This window comes from Nocardia sp. NPDC088792 (assembly GCF_044750615.1).
Lineage (GTDB): Bacteria > Actinomycetota > Actinomycetes > Mycobacteriales > Mycobacteriaceae > Nocardia.
The window spans coordinates 67,872-86,772 of sequence record NZ_JBIVKC010000008.1; the positions used below are offsets into that span (position 1 = coordinate 67,872).

19 protein-coding genes are annotated in these 18,901 nt (G+C 65.7%); 10 read left to right on the forward strand and 9 right to left on the reverse strand.

Annotated elements, in window-relative coordinates:
* Position 1 precedes the first annotated feature (1 nt).
* The 4 genes from rplP (at position 2) to ACIP5Y_RS42785 (ending at position 1,770) form a co-directional block, all read left to right on the forward strand.
* Positions 2-418, forward strand: a complete 417-nt coding sequence (rplP, locus tag ACIP5Y_RS42770) for a 50S ribosomal protein L16 (protein ID WP_400359113.1) — start codon at positions 2-4, stop codon at positions 416-418.
* The gene (gene rpmC, locus ACIP5Y_RS42775; RefSeq protein ID WP_397006300.1) at positions 418-657 is read left to right on the forward strand and encodes a 50S ribosomal protein L29; all 240 of its coding nucleotides are present in this window, start codon (positions 418-420) and stop codon (positions 655-657) included. The genes rplP and rpmC overlap by 1 nt, the downstream gene beginning before the upstream one ends.
* On the forward strand, positions 654-950 hold the full coding sequence (gene rpsQ, locus ACIP5Y_RS42780) for a 30S ribosomal protein S17 (RefSeq protein WP_400359116.1): 297 nt from the start codon (positions 654-656) through the stop codon (positions 948-950). Before rpmC ends, rpsQ begins: the two co-directional genes overlap by 4 nt.
* A 283-nt stretch (positions 951-1,233) precedes the next feature.
* On the forward strand, positions 1,234-1,770 hold the full coding sequence (locus ACIP5Y_RS42785; RefSeq protein WP_400359118.1) for a hypothetical protein: 537 nt from the start codon (positions 1,234-1,236) through the stop codon (positions 1,768-1,770).
* A gap of 87 nt (positions 1,771-1,857) precedes the next feature.
* Here ACIP5Y_RS42785 and ACIP5Y_RS42790 read toward each other — a convergent pair whose 3' ends face one another.
* From ACIP5Y_RS42790 to ACIP5Y_RS42810, 5 genes are read right to left on the reverse strand one after another with little or no spacing between them, the layout of a single operon-like run.
* On the reverse strand, positions 1,858-2,151 hold the full coding sequence (locus ACIP5Y_RS42790) for a colicin immunity domain-containing protein (RefSeq protein WP_400359120.1): 294 nt from the start codon (positions 2,149-2,151) through the stop codon (positions 1,858-1,860).
* The gene (locus tag ACIP5Y_RS42795) at positions 2,148-3,503 is read right to left on the reverse strand and encodes a colicin D domain-containing protein (RefSeq protein WP_400359122.1); all 1,356 of its coding nucleotides are present in this window, start codon (positions 3,501-3,503) and stop codon (positions 2,148-2,150) included. Before ACIP5Y_RS42795 ends, ACIP5Y_RS42790 begins: the two co-directional genes overlap by 4 nt.
* A gap of 1 nt (position 3,504) precedes the next feature.
* Positions 3,505-3,804, reverse strand: a complete 300-nt coding sequence (locus tag ACIP5Y_RS42800; RefSeq protein ID WP_400359124.1) for a WXG100 family type VII secretion target — start codon at positions 3,802-3,804, stop codon at positions 3,505-3,507.
* Positions 3,801-4,124 carry a WXG100 family type VII secretion target gene (locus ACIP5Y_RS42805; protein ID WP_400359125.1) on the reverse strand — a complete coding sequence of 108 codons (324 nt, stop codon included), beginning with the start codon at positions 4,122-4,124 and terminating at the stop codon, positions 3,801-3,803. The genes ACIP5Y_RS42800 and ACIP5Y_RS42805 overlap by 4 nt, the downstream gene beginning before the upstream one ends.
* Before the next feature lie 46 nt (positions 4,125-4,170).
* On the reverse strand, positions 4,171-4,842 hold the full coding sequence (locus ACIP5Y_RS42810; RefSeq protein WP_400359127.1) for a TetR/AcrR family transcriptional regulator: 672 nt from the start codon (positions 4,840-4,842) through the stop codon (positions 4,171-4,173).
* A 146-nt stretch (positions 4,843-4,988) separates the two neighbouring features.
* Here ACIP5Y_RS42810 and ACIP5Y_RS42815 point away from each other — a divergent pair, with 146 nt between their 5' ends.
* Entirely contained in the window at positions 4,989-7,046 is a 2,058-nt protein-coding gene (locus ACIP5Y_RS42815; protein WP_400359129.1) for a CocE/NonD family hydrolase, read from the forward strand.
* Between the two features lie 79 nt (positions 7,047-7,125).
* On the opposite strand, the gene ACIP5Y_RS42820 is transcribed toward ACIP5Y_RS42815, so the two are convergent.
* Positions 7,126-7,584 (reverse strand): MarR family winged helix-turn-helix transcriptional regulator, encoded by a 459-nt coding sequence (locus ACIP5Y_RS42820; RefSeq protein ID WP_400359131.1) that lies wholly within the window; start codon positions 7,582-7,584, stop codon positions 7,126-7,128.
* 147 nt (positions 7,585-7,731) lie between these two features.
* Between ACIP5Y_RS42820 and ACIP5Y_RS42825 the strand changes: the two genes are divergently transcribed.
* Both ACIP5Y_RS42825 and ACIP5Y_RS42830 read left to right on the forward strand, forming a co-directional pair.
* Complete coding sequence (locus ACIP5Y_RS42825) at positions 7,732-8,937, forward strand: MFS transporter (RefSeq protein ID WP_400359133.1); 1,206 nt, start codon at positions 7,732-7,734, stop codon at positions 8,935-8,937.
* Positions 8,938-9,016: 79 nt separating this feature from the next.
* The gene (locus tag ACIP5Y_RS42830) at positions 9,017-12,340 is read left to right on the forward strand and encodes an FAD/NAD(P)-binding protein (protein ID WP_400359135.1); all 3,324 of its coding nucleotides are present in this window, start codon (positions 9,017-9,019) and stop codon (positions 12,338-12,340) included.
* Between the two features lie 104 nt (positions 12,341-12,444).
* Here ACIP5Y_RS42830 and ACIP5Y_RS42835 read toward each other — a convergent pair whose 3' ends face one another.
* On the reverse strand, positions 12,445-12,864 hold the full coding sequence (locus ACIP5Y_RS42835; protein WP_400359137.1) for a DUF5997 family protein: 420 nt from the start codon (positions 12,862-12,864) through the stop codon (positions 12,445-12,447).
* Positions 12,865-12,924: 60 nt separating this feature from the next.
* On the opposite strand from ACIP5Y_RS42835, the gene ACIP5Y_RS42840 reads away from it, so the two are divergent.
* The 3 genes from ACIP5Y_RS42840 (at position 12,925) to ACIP5Y_RS42850 (ending at position 16,941) form a co-directional block, all read left to right on the forward strand.
* On the forward strand, positions 12,925-13,956 hold the full coding sequence (locus ACIP5Y_RS42840) for a LysR family transcriptional regulator (protein ID WP_400359139.1): 1,032 nt from the start codon (positions 12,925-12,927) through the stop codon (positions 13,954-13,956).
* 263 nt (positions 13,957-14,219) lie between these two features.
* Positions 14,220-14,750 (forward strand): EXLDI protein, encoded by a 531-nt coding sequence (locus tag ACIP5Y_RS42845; protein WP_400359141.1) that lies wholly within the window; start codon positions 14,220-14,222, stop codon positions 14,748-14,750.
* Between the two features lie 37 nt (positions 14,751-14,787).
* The gene (locus tag ACIP5Y_RS42850; RefSeq protein ID WP_400359143.1) at positions 14,788-16,941 is read left to right on the forward strand and encodes an MMPL family transporter; all 2,154 of its coding nucleotides are present in this window, start codon (positions 14,788-14,790) and stop codon (positions 16,939-16,941) included.
* 111 nt (positions 16,942-17,052) lie between these two features.
* Here ACIP5Y_RS42850 and ACIP5Y_RS42855 read toward each other — a convergent pair whose 3' ends face one another.
* Both ACIP5Y_RS42855 and ACIP5Y_RS42860 read right to left on the reverse strand, forming a co-directional pair.
* Positions 17,053-17,817, reverse strand: a complete 765-nt coding sequence (locus ACIP5Y_RS42855; RefSeq protein ID WP_400359145.1) for a lysostaphin resistance A-like protein — start codon at positions 17,815-17,817, stop codon at positions 17,053-17,055.
* Positions 17,818-17,863: 46 nt separating this feature from the next.
* Positions 17,864-18,808, reverse strand: a complete 945-nt coding sequence (locus tag ACIP5Y_RS42860) for an RluA family pseudouridine synthase (RefSeq protein ID WP_400359147.1) — start codon at positions 18,806-18,808, stop codon at positions 17,864-17,866.
* Positions 18,809-18,901: the final 93 nt, after the last annotated feature.

An 18,901-nucleotide genomic window follows, 5' to 3' on the forward strand; every position in this document is an offset into this window, starting at 1 on the left:
AATGCTGATGCCCCGCAAGGTCAAGCACCGTAAGCAGCATCACCCCAAGCGCTCTGGCATGTCCAAGGGCGGCACCGCGGTGACGTTCGGCGAGTTCGGCATCCAGGCTCTGGAGCCGGCCTACGTCACCAACCGTCAGATCGAGTCGGCGCGTATCGCGATGACTCGCCACATCAAGCGTGGCGGCAAGGTCTGGATCAACATCTACCCGGACCGTCCTATCACCAAGAAGCCGGCCGAAACCCGCATGGGTTCCGGTAAGGGTTCGCCGGAGTGGTGGATCGCGAACGTGAAGCCCGGTCGGGTCATGTTCGAGATCTCTTACCCCACCGAGGAGATCGCTCGTGAGGCCCTGCGCCGTGCGATGCACAAGCTCCCGATGAAGTGCAGGATCGTGACGCGAGAGGAGCAGTTCTGATGGCTACCGGAACTCCGGCTGCAGAGCTGCGCGAGCTGACCGCTGAGGAGCTCGTCGCGAAACTGCGTGAAGGCAAGGAAGAGCTGTTCAACCTGCGCTTCCAGATGGCGACCGGCCAGTTGCAGAACAACCGGCGCCTGCGTGTGGTCCGCCACGAGATCGCGCGCATCTACACGGTCATGCGTGAGCGCGAGCTCGGCCTGGCCTCCGGTCCTGAAGGCAAGGGAGACGCGGCATGAGTGACGCCAAGGGCCCGGCCAAGACGCCGGCCAAGCAGGAGGACCGTGGCCAGCGCAAGGTGCGCATCGGCTACGTCGTCTCCGACAAGATGACCAAGACCATCGTGGTCGAGCTGGAAGATCGTGTGAAGCACAAGCTTTACGGCAAGATCATCCGCACCACCTCGAAGGTCAAGGCGCACGACGAGAACGAGGTTGCCGGTGTCGGCGACCGCGTGCAGCTGATGGAGACCCGTCCGCTGTCCGCCACCAAGCGGTGGCGTCTGGTCGAGGTGCTGGAGAAGGCCAAGTAAGCCTGCTCCATGACTTGATCGAGTCATGACACTGGCCCGCTTCCTTTACGGAAGCGGGCCAGTGTTTTTCGTGGTGGGCCCGCCCTCTTCCAGGGGCGGGTCCTTCACATTTTTCTTGCGAGTTCGTCATACGTATGCGGGCACACGTCCAAGTGTGATGAAACTGAAACTCTATATGTCCAAACAGGATTGGCGTGTCGCCCGCGCGACGCATTAGCCTGGACGGGCTATGAGGGATGCTGCAACAACTTCGGGAGCCTGGCGGACGGACGACGGCGAAGCGGTGACTTTCCGCGATGCCGCGGTGGCATGGGCACTGGCCGCCCACGAAGTCCTGGTCGAATCCGCTTCCGGCTACGGTCATTTCGTCACCATCAATGAACTCGCCGAGCGCATCCAAGAGATGTCCGGTATCCGCACCGACGCCCCCACCCGCACCTGGATGGACGCCATCCTCCGCAAGGTGGCCCGCCGCTGCCACAACGCCGGCGAACCCCCGCTGACCGCCCTGTGCGTCAAGCAGAACCACAAGGTGAGCGACAGCTACAAATACGTCCTCGAACTGGCCCACCTCCCCATCCCCGCCGACCTCGAGGTCCACGCCGCCTACGCCCGCTGGCAGTGCTACGCCGCCTACGGCGCCGACATCCCCGCCGACGGCGGCATCCCCCCACTCATCCCCCGCAACGGCGGCGCCCCCCTCCGCGTCACCTCCACCACCCCCGCCTCCACCCCCAAACCAGACCCCGAAGCCCGCAAAGCCGTCTGCACCAACTGCTTCACCGAACTCCCCGCCAACGGCATCTGCTACTACTGCTGATTCACCCGGCGCTCGAAACATGAATGCCCGCTACTCATTCGAGAGCGGGCATTCGTTGTTCGGTGGCTCGGTATGCGACGACGAAGATCAGGGATAGAGTCGCTGATAGGCGTTACGTGCGCGGGCGCGGAGTTCCTCCGCGTCGAGACCACCGACCTGCTCACGTAGACCTTGATCGGCGACATAGTCATCGACATCGGCGAAGAGTGAGTCCAGTACTTCGAATTCAGTGCTGGGTATCTGATTCGTGTCGTTCTTGAAGGTGCGCAGGAAGTCTCGTTCGAAGTCGTCGGCGTTGGACTCCCCGGCGATGAATCGATGAATCAACTCCCTGTAGTTGGCCAGCATCCGATCGACCTCCGCTTGGCTCGCGGCCATCATCCACCACCTAACTTTCCTTGTTCGAGAACGTATTTCGCCTGCGCCGGGCTCAGCTTCCAGCCGGATACGAACTCGCCCGACGGCGATTGCACAACAACCAGACCAGAGTCCGGATTGTAGTTCAGGATTGCTGGATTACCGCGGTATGTACCGGCGATATGCAGGGTATTCGGGTTTTCGACCTGCTCCCCGACGGCATCTGTGAGTTGATCGAAGCCCTCCCTGCCTCTGCCCTCGGTCACGCCGAAGTCTTGGGCGTGCTTGAACTTCGCTTCGATCTGTTTGCCATCGATCGATAGGGGTTGCTCATCGACGGTCTTCACGTCCGATCCCAGTCGGATTGTTGAGGCCTCCGTCGCCTCGGCGGATTCCTCGTCGATGACTTTCGCGGGGAGTTGCGCGAGTTTGTCTAGGTCGGAGTTGGTGGTGGCGAGGGCGTCGGTTTCTTCGGCTGCGGTGGTGAGGGTTTCGGAGAGTTTGCTGGTTTCGATGGCGTCTTTGATGAGGGCGGCGGTGTCGGTGATGTTCTTGGCGGCTTTGGCGGCGGCTGCGGCGTCGACTATGAGGCCGATGCCGGCTGTGATGAAAGTGGCGACTATCGAGACGGCGATGCTGACCGCGATCATTTCGGCGAGGTCGTCGATGAAGTGTTTGATCTTGTTTCGAAGGTCGGTGAGGCGGCTGCGGTGGTTGTGGCAGTCGGCTTCGAGGGTGGTGGCGGCCAGTTCGATGCTGCGGGCCGCGGAGCTCAGGGTGGTGAGGTGGCCGAGGATGTCGGGGACCTCGGGGGAGTCCATGCCGTTGATGAGGGAGGCGGCTGCGCCGATGGTGAGCTGGGATTCGGCTATGGCCGGGGATTGGGCGAAGGCGTGCCAGGCCTGGGCGGCCTTGTCGAGTTTGTCGGTGTCGCCGTCCGGGACCGGGATGCCGATCTTTTCGAGCAGATCGGGGATGTCGGTTTCCAGGCCGCGGCCGGGGCCACCCGCCGCAGGTGCGCCGACCCAGCAGAAGGGAACGGGAGATTCCGGGGTCGGCGGCTTCACCGGGGCAGGACCCTTGGCGGTATTCGTATCGGCTTGATAGTTGGCCAGGGCGTGGTTGTGGCCCGCGAGCGCGACCAGACCCGCGTAGTAGCGGAGGGTTTGGGCCAGTTTGCGCGTGTTGTCGGTGGCGTTGGCGGCCTTGGAGTCGTAAGCGGCGGCCCACTGCTTGGCATGGTCGGTCGTTCCCGCCATGGACCCGGTACCGGCCAGGCTCGTGGTGAGTGTGGTTGCGGCGGTGTCGATGTCGTCACCGAGCTTGGACAGTTGCTCGGCGGTATCGGCATACGCCTGTGGGTCGACGGCGACCATGTCAGTGTCCGCCGAACATAGTGGTGTTGGCGGTGATTGCGTTGGTGTAGTGGGTGTGGGCGTTGTGGGCGGCGGTGGTCATGTTCGAGACGCCGGTGGTGAAAGTTTGTGCGGCTTTGGACCATTCGGTGTGGGCTCGGTGGTGGGCTTCGGCGGCGGTGCCGGTCCAGGAGCCGGTGTGGAGGGTGGCGACCTTTTGGTCGAGGGTGGCCAGGTGGTCGGTGAGGTAGGTGGTGAGGTTGGCGAGTTTGGTTACTACCTCGTCGAGGTGGGGGAGGTCGACTTCGAATTCGCCGGTCATGGGAGGTCCAGGGTGGTGATGTCGGTGGCGAATCGGGTGTCTCGGGTGGTGTAGGTGTCGGCGGTGACGCCGAGGGCGCGGGCGAGGGTGGTGAGGGCGTCGAGGATTTCGGTGCCGCTGTCGTGGACTTCGGACCAGCCTTCGGCGAAGCTGTCGGCGGCCGTGCCTGTCCAGGATTTGCCGGTCAGGCCGTCGACTTCGCGGGCTGCGGAGGCGAGGGCTCGGCGGAGGGTGTCGGCCAGGTCGTAGGCGTAGACGCCGATGGCTCGGACGTCGTCGGGGACGACTGAGAGGTTTGGGCCGCCTCCACCTTCGGTCATGGAGCGGGATGCTATCACCGCTGATCAGTGCGGGTATTGGGTTGCGTCAGTTCGCGCGTGCGGGCCAGTCGGGGGTGCCGAAGAGGGCGAGGGTGAAGGCGTGCAGGTGGGGGAGGAGCGTGGGGAGGGCTTGGGGGCCGGTCAGTTGGAGGCAGTCGCGGATGCGGTCGTCGATGGCGCCGATGAGGGATTCGAAGACTTCGGGTGGGAGGTCGGCGGGGATGTCGCCGCGGGTGCGGCCGATGTGGAAGGCGGCTTGCATGCGTTGGGCCAGGCGGGTTTTCATGCGGCGGCGTTGTTCGGCGACGGTGGGGCCGGCGACCAGGCATTCGAGGTGGAGGGCGCGGGCGCAGTAGTCGTTGTCGGTGAGGGTGCGCAGGTATTCGCGCAGGGTGGTGTGGATGAGGCCGCGCCAGTCGGTGTGCGGGAGGTCGCGGATGCTCTCGTCGAGGTAGTCGATGACGAGGTCGACGGCGGCGTCGAAGGCGGCGGAGAAGCAGTCGTCGCGGCCGGTGAACTGCTGGTAGAAGGTGCGGCGGGAGACATTGGCGCGGGCCACGATATCGGCGACGGTGGTGGCGGTGTAGCCGCGTTCGGCGACGGCTTCGAGGACGCCCATGTACATGCGCATGCGCTGGGAGTGCACGACATCGGCGGGGTTCAGCCCGTGGGTGCCGCGCGGTAGGCGGCGGCGGTCGATGTCGGTCTCCAGTCCCATGTTTCGAGCATAGTGATCGTTGTCATGTGATCTACTGCACAAAATCCTCAATATGTCTCAGACAGTTTGTGCTCACCTCCAACATAGGTACGCCACTGTTTACAAGCCGCGCGCGCCCTGGGCAAGGGACGCCGGAAGGGGTCCGCATGATGAGGAGATTCCGCAAAGCTCTGGCCAGATCCGCCGTCTTATCGGTGACCCTGGCCCTGACCACACTCTGGGTGACGCCGACCGCGCACGCCGACACCCCGTCGGACGGCGGCGCACTCGCGGGCTCCTGGCTCGCCGCGCACGACGGCCCCGCGAAGTACCCGGGCCGCTATCCGGGCGAGGTCCACATCGATTTCGACGTCCCGATCACCATGAGCGACGGCACGGTCCTGAAGGCCAATATCTATCGCCCCGTGGACGCGAACGGCGCGCCGGTGAACACGCCGCTGCCGACCATAGTCAACCTCACCCCGTACACGAAGTTCGCCTCCTGGCTGGCCGATGTGGCGCTGTCCGTGCCGGTGTTGTCCGATGCGCTCATCCAGCTGGTCAATTCGGTCGACCTGACCGGTACCCCGCTGCAGTCGCTCACCGATCTCACCCGTGTGCTGAGTGGCGGCGCCGCACGGGGTTTCGGCGCCGACCGCAGGCTGATCCAGCAGGGTTACACGCAGATCGTGGTCGATGTGCGCGGCACCGGTTATTCGCAGGGCACCTGGCAGTTCTTCCAATCCCGGGAAACCCAGGACACTTCCGAGGTGATCGACTGGGCCGCGAATCAGCCGTGGTCCGACGGCAATATCGGCATGAACGGCATCTCGTATTCGGGCATCAATCAATACATGGCCGCCGAGCAGAATCCGCCGCATCTGAAGGCGATCTTCCCGGTGGAGGGCAGCTCCGACCTCGTCGGTGATGTCGCGGCTCCCGGTGGGGGACTGGGCCTTTTCGCGCCGCTGTATATCGCCGGCGTGGACGCCCTCAAGAACGTCCCGGATCCGGTCGGCCTGCTGATGGGTCATCTGGACCTGAAATGGCTGCTGGACCGCATCGGTACGCCGTTCGAATTCTTCGATTACATCCTGATGGCGCTGGTCCCGGATGTGAGTCAGCTACCCGAGCCGTTGCGTAAACAGTTGGAGCCGGGCAGTCCGCTGCGAAATGCGTTCACCGACAGTCATCCCGAGCGTATTCATGTGCCGACCTTCGCGTACGGCGGCTGGCAGGACATCTTCGCCCCGTCGAGTTCGATGGTCTATGACCGGATTCCGCTGCCGCCGGAGCAGAAGAAGCTGATCATGGGCAATACGTATCATGCGAATCCGGGTTCCGGTTTCGGTAATCCGGGTCGTCCGCCGCGCCTGGATGTATTGCAGATGGCCTGGTACGACAAGTGGCTCAAGGGTATTGACAATGGCATCGACAAGTACGGTCCGGTCGTCCTGTGGCAGCAGGGTGGCTGGTTCGTCAGTCAGCAGGGTTTCCCGAAGCCGGATGCCGACTATCGGCGGGTGTATCTGTCCGCGGCGCGCAGTGGCACGGCGAACAGTGTCTATGACGGTTCGCTGTCCGCTCAGGCCCCGGATGCCCCCGCGCAGCTGACGGTTTGGCCATTGCAGGGTGCGACGGCCTTGTGCTCGCGGGATTCCGCGGTGGAGTCCGCGGGTGCGTTGTCGATCCTCCCGTTCTGTGCCGAGGACGATCGCATTCACGAACTGGGCGGCCTGACCTTCACCAGCGCACCGGTTTCGGAGGCCACCACCATCTCCGGTCCGATCACCGCGCATCTGAACACCATGTACGACACCACCGAGGGCTACTGGTCCGTCACGCTGAACGATATTGCGCCGGACGGTCGTTCGACGGTGCTGGCGAGCGGTCAGCTGACCGCGTCGCTGCGTGCCGTGGATGAGGCGAAGAGCAAGAAGGACGCCGCGGGCGACTACACGGAGACGGCCTACAAGCTGACCTTGGCGGACCGGGAACCGCTGGTGCCGGGTCAGCCGACGGTGCTGGATATTGCGGTGAATCCGGTGGATGCGGTGCTGCAGCCGGGTCATCGGGCGCGGATCGATGTGTACGCCAGCAACTTCCCGCGCGGTGTGTTGCTGCCGCCGCTGCTGGTGGAGAGCCGGCTCGCGCCGCAGCATCTGATGCTGGATCCGGACGAGCCGAGTTTTGTGAATCTGCCGTTGAGCCGGGAGCTGGACTGATCACCCTGTTGCCGGGGCCGCGCTGATCGGCCGGAAACCGCAGGCCCGCTTCCCGGTCGGAGGCGGGCCTGCGGTGTCGTCAGGCGGGTATGCGCAGGTTCTCGACGACGCGGACGAGTGGCGCGAGCTCCGGATCGGTCGCCGCCTCGTCGAGGGCTTCGCGGAGCGCGGAATCGTTGGTGGGCCGGGCGGTTTCGAGGAGTTCGCGCCCGCTGGGGGTGACATTGGTGTAGATGCCGCGGCGGTCGGTGGGGCAGAGGTAGCGCTCGAGCAGCCCGCGGTCTTCGAGGCGGGTGACGAGTCGGGTGGTGGCGCTCTGGCTGAGTACCACCGCGTCGGCGACCTGTTTCATCTGCAGGTGCCCGCCGTCGCCGTCGTGTTGCCGGGAGAGGACGTCGAGCAGGGAGTATTCGCGGACGCTGAGCTGGTGCCGGGATTGCAGGGCGCGTTCGATGTGGCTTTCGATCTTGCCGTGCAGCAGGGACAGTGCGCACCAGCCTTGGGCGAGGGCGGTGAGGGCAGGGTCGGTGGCTGTCATGGCTGTTCTCCGGGGCGTTTGCTCTGGTCCAGGCGGTGCTCAACAGAATAGCCCACCTTCGAGATAGCCCGCGCTTGCAAGTAACGCGCGTCTGCAACTATTGTGTCTGCAAGTAAGCGCTCGTGCAATCGTTCGGAAGGTGCTCTCATGCCGCTCGCGCTGCTCGCCCTCGCCATCGGGGCGTTCGGAATCGGAACCACAGAATTCGTCATCATGGGGGTGTTGCCGCAGGTCGCGGGTGATTTCGGCGTCTCCATCCCGACCGCCGGCTGGCTGGTGACCGGGTATGCGCTGGGTGTGGTGATCGGTGCGCCGATCATGACCGTGCTCGGCACCAAGGTGCCCCGCAAGCGCATGCTCCTGCTGCTGATGGGCGTGTTCATTGCCGGCAACCTGCTGTCCGCGGTGGCTCCGGTCTTCGGGGTCATGCTGCTGGGCCGGGTGGTGGCGTCGTTCACGCACGGCGCGTTCTTCGGCATCGGCTCGGTCGTCGCCGCCGAGTTGGTGGCCCCGGACAAGAAAGCAGCGGCGCTCGCGTACATGTTCACCGGTTTGACGGTGGCGAATGTGGTGGGTGTGCCGCTGGGTACGTTCGTGGGCGAAAGTCTGGGCTGGCGTGTCACTTTCGCGCTGGTGGCCGCGCTGGGGGTGGCGGGTCTGCTCGGGGTCGCGAAGCTGGTGCCGGAGGTGCCGAAGCCGGAGGGCGTGCATCTGCGTCATGAATTGGCCGCGTTCAAGAACATTCAGGTGTCGCTGGCCATGCTCATGACGGTGCTGGGTTTCGGTGGCGTGTTCGCGGCCATTACCTATATCGCGCCGATGATGACCGAGGTCGCGGGTTTCTCGTCGGGTTCGGTGACGTGGCTGCTGGTGTTGTTCGGCTTGGGTATGGTGCTGGGGAATCTGGTGGGCGGCAAGTTCGCCGACCGCGCCCCGATGCTCATGCTGTATGTCTCGCTGAGTGTGCTGGCGGTGGCGCTGGGCCTGTTCACGGTGACCGCGCACAGCAAAGTCCTTGCCGCGGTGACGATCTTCCTGATCGGCGCGCTGGGTTTCGCGACGGTTCCGTCGCTGCAGAAGCGGGTGCTGGATGAGGCGCATGCGGCGCCGACGCTGGCTTCGGCCATGAATATCGGGGCGTTCAATCTGGGGAATGCGATCGCGGCGTGGCTGGGTGGGCTGGTGATCTCGGCCGGCTACGGGTACACGTCGGCGAATTGGGTCGGTGTGGCGCTGGCGGTTTCGGCATTGGGGGTGGCCGTGGTGTCGGCGGTGCTGGAGCGGCGTGCGCCGGTTGTACCGGAGTTACCGACCTTTCGGGTAAACGAGGCATTCCATACCACGCGTTCTTGAGGAGAATTCGGGGCGCTGCTAGCCTCGGCATCGCGTTCGCAATCGGGCGAACTGATTCGAGCTCGATCGGTGAAATTGAATGCTCGACAATGTGTTGCGCGTCGCCGTCGTAGGTATGGGTCCTCGTGGCCTCAATGTTTTCGAACGTATTTGCGCCAATGCCCGGCAACTGGGATTCACCGCGGGCGTGGAGCTGATTCTGCTCGACGCGAAGAGGGTCGGCACCGGAGCGGTCTGGCGGACCGATCAGTCGCCTCACCTGCTGATGAACACTGTCGCGGAGCAGGTCACCATATTCACCGACGATACGGTGGAAATGGCCGGGCCCGTGGATCGCGGGCCGAGTTTATACGAATGGTCGGATTTCCTTACCAAGATCGGCAATTTCGCCGGACTCCCCGGATCCGCCTACCAGGAGGCCCTCGGTATCCGGCCGGACACCTATCCGCCGCGCTACTACTACGGCCATTATCTGCGCTGGGCTTTCGAAAGAACCCGGGACCGATACGCGGAATGGGTGCATATCCGCGAAATCGTGGCTACGGCAGTGGATGTGCGCGACGGTCCGACCGGCCTGCAGGACCTGCACCTGAGCACGGGGGAATGGATACGCGGCCTGCACGCGATCGTCCTGACCCAGGGGCACCTGGGGGAGACCCCGCCCGTGGAGCCCGGCTCCCTGCCGGATTCGGCCCGCCGCTCCGGCCTCGCGCACATTCCGCCCGGCAATGCCGCCGATATCGACGTGGACCGGATTCCGGAGCGGCTGCCGGTCCTGATGCGCGGTCTGGGCCTCACCTTCTTCGACTATCTCGTCCTGCTGACGGTCGGCCGCGGCGGCCGCTTCAAGGAATCCGATTGTGGCCTGGAGTATGTCGCGTCCGGCCGGGAACCCCTGATGATCGCCGGCTGCCGCCGCGGCGTCCCGCATCACGCGCGCGGCGAGAACCAGAAGGGCGTGGACGGCCGGCACACGCCGCTGCTGCTGACACCCGCGCGGATCGCCGGATTGCAGCGGCGCGCAAGGGAATACGGTGACGTGTCCTTCCGGGACGATGTGTGGCCGCTGATCGCGCGCGAGGTCGAATCGGTGTACTACTCGGCCCTCATCGCCGAACGCACCAGCCCGCGCGCCTTGGGGGTTTTCCGCGAGCTGTATCTGGCCGCCCCCACCGCCCGCGTCACCGAGGAGATCTTGTCCGCGAGCGGTATTCAGCAGCGCTGGGACTGGGAGACGCTCACCGATCCGGCCCGTGGCCGCCGCTTCTCCGATCCGGCCGCCTTCCAGGAATGGCTGCTCGACTATCTGGACGCCGATGTGCGCCAAGCGAATCTGGGTAATCTGCACGGACCGGTGAAGGCGGCCCTGGATGTCCTGCGTGACCTGCGCAACGAGGTCCGGCTGGTGGTCGATCACGGCGGTATCGCCGGGTCGTCGTATCGGGACGATCTGGATCGCTGGTACACGCCGATGAACGCCTTCCTGTCCATCGGCCCGCCCGCGCAGCGCATCGCCGAGCTGGCGGCCCTGATCCGCGCCGGCATCGTGCGCATCGTGGGTCCCGGCATGCGGGTCGGCGTGGATGCCGAACTCGGTTGCTTCACCGCGGAGTCACCGCGCGTGGACGGTTCCCGCGCCATGAGCGGTGTCCTCGTCGACGCGTTCCTCCCGGCGCCGGATCTGCGCCGCACCTCGGATCGCCTGCTGCGCAACCTGTTCGACCGGGGGCAGGTGCACGGTTACGAGATCCGTTCGCCCGACGGCACCGCGTATGTCACCGGCGGGCTCACCATCGCCCCGCGATCCCATCACCTGGTGGACGCCGGCAATCGAATCCACCCGCGCCGCTACGCATTCGGCGTGCCGACGGAGGCGGTGCGCTGGGTGACGGCGGCCGGTCCGCGCCCGGGTGTCAATTCGGTTACCCTCGCGGACGGTGATGCCATCGCCCGCGAGATCCTCACCGCCCACCGCTACGAGCCGGCGGCGAATTCCACGGAAAGACAGGACGATATGACACACGACAGCGGTCTGTTCGCTCCGGTGCGTGTCGGTGCGCCGGTGGAATCCCTGCTGAGCGATGACGCCTGGATCGCGGCCATGTCCGATGTGGAGCTGGCACTGGCCCGCGCGGAGGCCGGGCTGGGCATGGTGCCCGCCGGCGTCGTGGAGCACATGGCGGAGGCGCTGCGCGAGCACGCCTTCGATGCTCGGGCGCTGGCGCGGGCCTCGCGGGGTGCGGCCAATCCTGTGGTGAGCTTCGTGGAGGAACTGCACGTGGCGGTCGCCGAGGTCGATCCGGTGAGCGCCAACTATGTCCATTACGGGTCGACGAGCCAGGACATCCTGGATACGGCGACCATGGTCATCGCCTCCCGTGTGCTGGGCGTGATCATCGACGATCTGGAGCATGTCACCGTTTCCCTGGCCGAGCTGGCCCGGCGGCATCGCACCACACCCATCGCGGCCCGGACCCTCGCCATGCACGCGGTGCCGACGACCTTCGGCGCGAAGGTCGCGGTGTGGATGCAGGGCCTGCTCGACGCCCGGGATCGCCTGGTGCGGGTGCGTGCGGGTCTGCCGGTCCAACTGGGCGGGGCCGCAGGCACTCTGGCCTCGTACATCGAATGTGCGCGCTGCGCGGAGTCGGAGCTGTCCGAGGCGTCCACCGGTGAGATCATGGAGCGTCTCACGGCCGGATTCGCGGCGGAACTGTCATTGTCGGTGAGCGCCACGCCGTGGCATACGATCCGCACCCCGATCGCGGACCTCGCCTCCGCGCTGGCGCTCACCTCGGGTGTGCTCGGCAAGCTGGCGGTGGATGTGATCTCCCAGTCCCGCACCGAGATTGCCGAGCTGGCGGAGCCTGCGGCACCCGGTCGCGGCGAGTCCTCGGCCATGCCGCAGAAGCGGAATCCGGTGCTCAGCACCATGATCCGCGCTGCCTCACTGCAGGTTCCGGCCTTGGCCTGCACGCTGTTCGGTGCACTGGTGGCGGAGGACGAGCGCCCCGCCGGCGCCTGGCACGCGGAGTGGCAGCCGCTGCGCGATTGCCTGCTCCTGGTGGGCGGCGCCGCCCACACCGCCGTCGAACTCGCCGAGGGCCTGACCGCCGATGCCGACCGTATGCGCGAGAACCTGGCGCTCACCGAAGGCCAACTGGTCTCCGAACGCCTCTCGATCCGCCTGGCCCCCCTGCTCGGCAAACCGACCGCGAAGAAGACCCTCCAAGCCGCATCCTTCGAATCCCACGCGACCAACCGCCCCCTGGTCGACGTTCTCGCCGAATCCCCCGACGTAGCAACCCATCTCACCAAGCCGGAGCTGCATGACCTGCTCCGCCCCGAAAACTACCTCGGCGCGGCCCCGGACTTCGTAGACAGAATCCTCCGCCGCCTCTGACCCGCCGTCACCCTGGGTCTATGCCGCCGAGTGGCACATGACGGACAAGGCTTCTCGCGATTCGCGAACCTGGTGTGCCACTCGGCACTGATGCCGGTTGAGTACTACTTGCCGAACCGGTTTTTGGCGGGCCGGTTGGTGGCTGCGCGGCGGGCGGCTTCCTTTTCCTTGACGCGGTCGGCTTCCTTGCGGACGTTGACCAGGTTTTCGCGTTCGCGGAGCAGCCATTCGGGCGGGTCGGCGAGGAGGCCGTCGATTTCGGCGGCGGTGAGGGCGTCGCCGATGCCGTTGCGGGCCAGGCCGGTGTTGGTGATGCCGAGTTTGCGGGCCACCACATCACGGGGGAAGGGGCCGTTCTGGCGCAGGTCCTGCAGCCATTGCGGCGGGTTGGTGCGCAGTTCCTCGAGCTGGGCGCGGGTGATGGGTGAGTTCCGGAATTCCTCGGGGGTTGCCGGGAGGTAGATATCGAGCTTGCCGGCCGCGGTCAGCGGCTTCATGTTCTGGGGGTTCTTGTCCGGGCTCACCGATCAAGGGTATCGGGCGGGGTGGGCAGGACGGACCGCGCGGTGCAATAACCTGGGGACATGAGCGGTCAGGGCCCGGAAGACACGGCGAGCGGTATCGGCGGCGAGGCGGTGCCCGCGCCGGGTGAGGCGGTATCCGGCCGGTTCGCGGCGATCGAGGTGCAGCGTCTGCGCTGGTTCGTCGCGGTTGCGGAGGAATTGCACTTCGCGCGGGCGGCCCGTGACCTGGGTATTGCGCGGCAGCGGCTGAGCCGGACGGTCATCGAACTGGAGGAGGAGCTCGGTACGAAGTTGTTCGTGCCGGGTTCGCAGCCGACGGAGCTGGCGGAGTCCGGCCGGGAGCTGCTGGCCGCGGCGAAGGATCTGATCGCCGCGGCGGAGGCGGCGGAACCCGAACCCGTCGATGATGGCGCCGAGCGGCTGCGCGTGGGTTTCGTGCCGGGTGTCACGGTCACCAAGTGGGAGCGGATCTGGGCCGATCGTTTCCCGGATATCCGGCTGCATCTGGTGAATGTGCCGATGGCGGAACAGGAGTCGGCGCTGCGCGAGGGCCGGGTGGACATGTGTTTCGTGCGCCTGCCCATGGACCGCGAGGGGATGAACGCCATCCCGCTCTATCGTGAGGTGCCGGTCGTGGTGGTGCCGAAGGATCACCCGATCTCCCTGTTCGACCAGGTGAGTACTGCCGATCTGGCAGATGAGCGGATGCAGGATGCCGCCGATCTGGATGCGGCGGCCATGACCATGGAGTTGGTGGCGGCGGTGAGCGGCGCGGCCATCGTGCCGCATTCGATCGCGCGCCTGCATCACCGCAAGGATCTGGTCTATCGGACCATGACCGATGTCCCGGAGACGGAGATCGCACTGGCCTGGCCGGTGGCGCGGACCACCGAGCTGGTGGAGGAGTTCGTCGGGGTGGTGCGCGGGCGTTCGGCGAACAGTTCGCGGGCGCCGCAGGCTGCTCGTACGCCGGAGCGGAGTGCGAAGCAGCCGGTGCGCAAGCAGTCCGGGAAGCCGGCGGCGAAGCAGGGCGGCAAGCCTGCGGCGCGTCAGGGCGCGGCGAAGAAGCCGGGTAAGCGACGCGGCCGCTAGTCGCATACCGGTCCGTCTTCGGGCGTATCCGGGCTGGTCACGTGGGTCCGTCTCCAGGTGGAGGCGGGCCTTTCGCGTTTCAGGGGGAATTCAGGGTGTTCTCGGGGTTGCGCTATACGTATACGTCTACTTATAGTCTTCTCATGGGTGGCATCGAGCGCCCTGAACCACGAAAACCATTGCGGCACAGCTGATCATCAGCCAGAGACCCGTGCTGTACACGCATGCCTATATGCGCATTCGAATATGAATTGGAGCACGTCATGGACGACATCCAGAACCCCGGCGAGGACGACGCACGGCCCACCACCGCGCTGGTGCAGGACGCACTGCCCGAAGGCATGAAGGAGATCCAGGTCCGCGTCGGCCCCGCCGGCCACCGCGTCCAGCGTTTCATCGGCAAGGAGCTCGGCGAGTCGCAGCGCTTCAATCCCGAAGGCGCCGAAGTGGTCCGGGTGTATCAGAGCCGCAAGGGCAAGCTGGTCATTCACCGCCACATCGTGGAGTGGGCCGACTTCACCGCCTCCACCAAGCAGGCCTATCAGGAGAAGAAGGACGAATTCCTGATCGCCCGCCGCGCCTCGACCAGCTCGGACTTCTCCGTATTCACGCACTGGGCCAAGGGTTTCAAGGACTGGCGCGAGATGTTCGGCCTCGGTGAGGACGGATCCGGCGACTTCACGCTGGAAATCGTCGACTCCCTGGACGAACTGCGCGACCGGATTCCCGCCAAGGTCTACCGCATCGTCGCCGATGCGGTGGAGAACCCATCAACGCAATTCCTCGATATCTGAATAGCGCGGCCGAAACCCTGAAAGGACTTCTCCCGCCATGTTCTCCCGATTGGGGCGCTTCGTCGTCCGATTCCCGTGGCTGGTGATCGCCGCCTGGTTGATCGCCATCGTCGCAGTGGTCGCGACAGCGCCCAAGCTCACCGCCACCACTGACCAATCCGACTTCCTGCCTTCGCATTACGAGTCCATCCAGGCGATGGACCTGCAGCAGAAGGCGTTTCCCAACAGCACCACGCCCGCCGCGCTCATCGTCTTCGAACGCGCCGACGGCGCACCGCTGACCGAGACCGATTCCGCGACCATCGTGAACGCGGCAAATCAGCTCGCCGGGCAGAACATCAAGGATGTCACCGCGATCCAGGCGACGCCCCCTTCGGAGAACCGGCTGGTCCAGATCGCCGCGGTCGATATGACCAAGGTGACCAACCCCAGCGACACCAGGCAGTCCGATGCCGTGAAGGCCCTGCGTACCGCGTTGAAGCAGGATGTGAACGGCACCGGATTGAAGGCCGGTGTCACCGGCACGGCCGCGCAGACGCTGGATCAGACCGAATCCGGTAACAAGGCGCTGGCCATCATCATGTTCGCGACCATCGGCCTGATTCTGGTGCTGTTGTTGCTCATATTCCGCAGTCCGGTGCTGGCGCTGCTCCCGATCATCGTGATCGTGGGTGTCTTCATGCTGGTCGGCGGATTGGTGGCGGACGTGTCGCACGCCTTCGATCTGAAGATCGATTCCTCGGTCCAGACCTTGTTGTCGGTGGTGTTGTTCGGGGTCGGCACCGACTACATCCTGTTCCTGATGTTCCGTTATCGGGAGCGGCTGCGAGCGGGTGAGGATCCCAAGACCGCCATGGTCAGCTCGGTCGCCCGGGTCGGTGAGGCCATTACTTCGGCGGCGGCCGCGGTCATCATCGCCTTCGGCGCCCTGACCCTGTCGACGCTGGGCATGTACCGATCGCTCGGTCCGGCGCTGGCGATCGCGGTGGCGGTGACGCTGCTGGCGGGTCTGACCCTGGTGCCGGCCATTGTTTCCCTGTTGGGCACCAAGGTGTTCTGGCCTTCGAAGGCCTGGCAGAAAGAGCCCACGGGCGCGCGTTTCGGAGCGGCGGGTGCGGCGCTGGGCAGGCGGCCCGGTGTGTTCGCGGCGGTGTCCGGTGGTGTGCTGCTGATCCTGGGCATCTTCGCGCTGAACTTCCACCCGACCTTCGATATGACTTCGAGCTCGACCTCGAATGCCTCGGAATCGGTTGTGTACCAGAAGGAATTGCTCAAGGGCATGCCCGCGGGCACCACGCAGCCGTCGCAGGTGTACCTGCAGAGTGGGAACGGCCCGCTGACCACGGCCGAGACGGACAACTTCAAGTCCGCGCTGGCGGTGAAGGGCGTGGGTCAGGTCTCGGAGGCGAAGCTGTCCGATGACAAGACCATCGCCGAATACCAGGTGACACTTTCGGATTCGCCCGAGTCGGATGCCGCGCTGAAGACGGTGAAGGGTCCGCTCCGCGATGCCGCGCATGCGGCGGCGCCGGCCGGGGACAAGGCCTACGTGGGCGGTATGACCTCGGTGTTCGTCGACTTCCAGGCCGCCATGAACCGCGATTACATGGTGGTGTTCCCGGTGGCCGCGGTACTGATCATGATCGTGCTGGCGCTGTTGCTGCGTAGCTTCGTGGCGCCCTGGTATCTGATGGCGTCGGTGTTCCTCGGTTTCGCGGCGACGCTGGGTGCGGCGGTGCTGGTCTTCCAGCATCTGCGGGGCGATTCGGGCCTGATCTTCATGTTGCCGCTGATCATGTACCTGTTCGTGGTGGCGCTGGGCACCGACTACAACATCCTCATGGTGGCCCGGCTGCGTGAGGAGGCCCGGGAGGGTAAGGATCCGCATCAGGCGGCCGCGCTGGCGCTGCGGCACACGGGTCCGACGGTGGCGGCGGCCGGTGTCATCCTGGCGGGTACCTTCGCCTCGATGATGTTGTCGGGCAACGACATGATGTCGCAGATGGGCTTCGCCATCTCGGTGGGCATCGCGATCGCGGCCTTCGTCATGGCGATGTTCTTCACGCCGGCGGTGACGGCCTTGATCGGCCGTAAGGCCTGGTGGCCGGGTCACGGCGGGGATGCCCGCGAGGTGGACCTGGATTCCGAGTGGGCGCGCCTGGATCCGGAACGGGGGACGGCACGCCGCTGACCTGCACGGACAATGTGGTCCGAACGAGCCGGGCCCGCTTCCCTTTCGAGGGCGGCGGGCCCGGTTTGCTTTGCCGCGGCGGAGCTTTGCCCCGGCGGGTGCGCCCGCCGGTCAGCGCAGGGCGGTATGCCAGACGATGGCCGCGGCCAGCGCGCCCGCGCCGTTCAGTGACCAATGCAGTGCGATGGGTGCGAGCAGACTTCCGCTGCGCCGCCGCAACCAGGTGAAGACGACGCCGGCCGCGGCGGTGGCCAGCACCGCGCCGCCGATGCCGAGCACCTGGCCCTCGAGACCGCTGCCGAGGAATCCGGACAGTCCCTTGTTCCCGTTGGTCAGTCCCAGCGAGGAGGCCACATGCCAGAGCCCGAAGAGCATCGATCCGGCCGCGAACAGTCCGCGCGCTCCGACCGCCCGGTCCAGGGTCCCGTGCAGTACGCCGCGGAAGGCGAGTTCCTCCGGGATCGCGGTCTGCAGCGGAATGACGATCATGGATGCGATGAGCGCACCCGAAATGGTGGCGTACCGGTCGTTCAGGAAGAAGGGCCGGGTGATCGGCAGCAATGCTCCGATGGCCACCGCGCCCAGCACCACGCCGACCGCCGCGACCGCCCAGAGGGTGCCGCGTCGCCAGTGTCGTGGCGAGAGGCCCAGTTCCGACCAGCCGAGTCCGCGGCGGCGGACCATGGCCACCAGCACCACCGCGGCTATCGGGACGGTGATGATGCTGGCCCAGGACGTGGTGAAGTGGGCGATGAGGTTGGTGCAGGTCAAAACGATCACTACTACGGCCACGTCGACGTATGCGTGGAGTTTGCGGCCGGGGATCGGGGCGGGGGCCGGGAGTACGGCGACCTCACCGTTATCGTTCTGAGACATTGCGGCCAGCGTACGCCTGGAATCTAAGAATGGTCTTCGAATGTGGTCAAGCCCGCTGATTTCCGCGCGTCCAGCCGTCGAAATCGTCCCAAGCCTGCAAGGTCCGGGTGGTGTCGAAGCGCCGCGGTTCCCGGGTGATCGGATCGGTGAATTCCAGCGTCGACGCCAGGAGTTGCAGTGGCCGGGTGTAGTCGTCGACCGGTTTGTCGGTGAGTTCGGGATAGAAGTCGTCGCCGAGGATCGGGATGCCGAGGCTGTTCATATGCAGTCGGAGTTGGTGCGTGCGCCCGGTGCGCGGCCGTAGTAGATATCGGCCGAGTCCGTCGCGCTGCTCGAGCAGTTCGATATGCGTCTCGGCATTGGGTTCGCCGTCGGTCTCGTAGGCCTTGATCACCTGGCGTTCCTTGACGATCCGGCTGATCACCGTGCGCGGCAGTTCGAGCGCCGGATCGACGCGGGCGATGGCCCGATATTCCTTGTGCACCAGCCGTTTGTGGAACATGGTCTGGTACGCGCCGCGGCGTTCGGGATTCACCACGAACAGGACCAGCCCAGCGGTCACCCGGTCGAGCCGATGCGCCGGAATCAGATCCGGCAGGTCGAGTTCGCGCCGCAGCTTCACCAGCGCGGTCTGCAGAATGTGCTGTCCGCGCGGGATGGTCGACAGGAAGTGCGGTTTGTCCGCCACCAGAATGTCGTCGTCGCGGTAGACGATGCCGATGGGGAACGGCACCTCGGTTTCCGTCGGGAGGTCGCGGTGGAACCACACCGCCCCGCCTGGGACGTAGGGCGCGTCCGGGGCGATGGGCCCGTCCAGGTCGACGATGCCGCCCTCGCGGAGTAGTTCGTCGATGCGGCCCGGAGCGACGCGGGGCAGTCGTTCGACGAGGTGGTCCCGGATGGTCGTCCAGTCGCCCTCCTCGGGCAGCCGCAACCGGGCCGGGTCCAGCCCGTGCCGCTTGGGGAGCGGCGGTTTCTGCCTGCGTCTCACCGAGAAGACCCTAGCCGGGGTGGTGTGGCGGGTTTCTGGGCATCCAGTGAAAGTTAGCCTAACCTATCAAGTCGGCGTTCTTTGTGTGAGGAT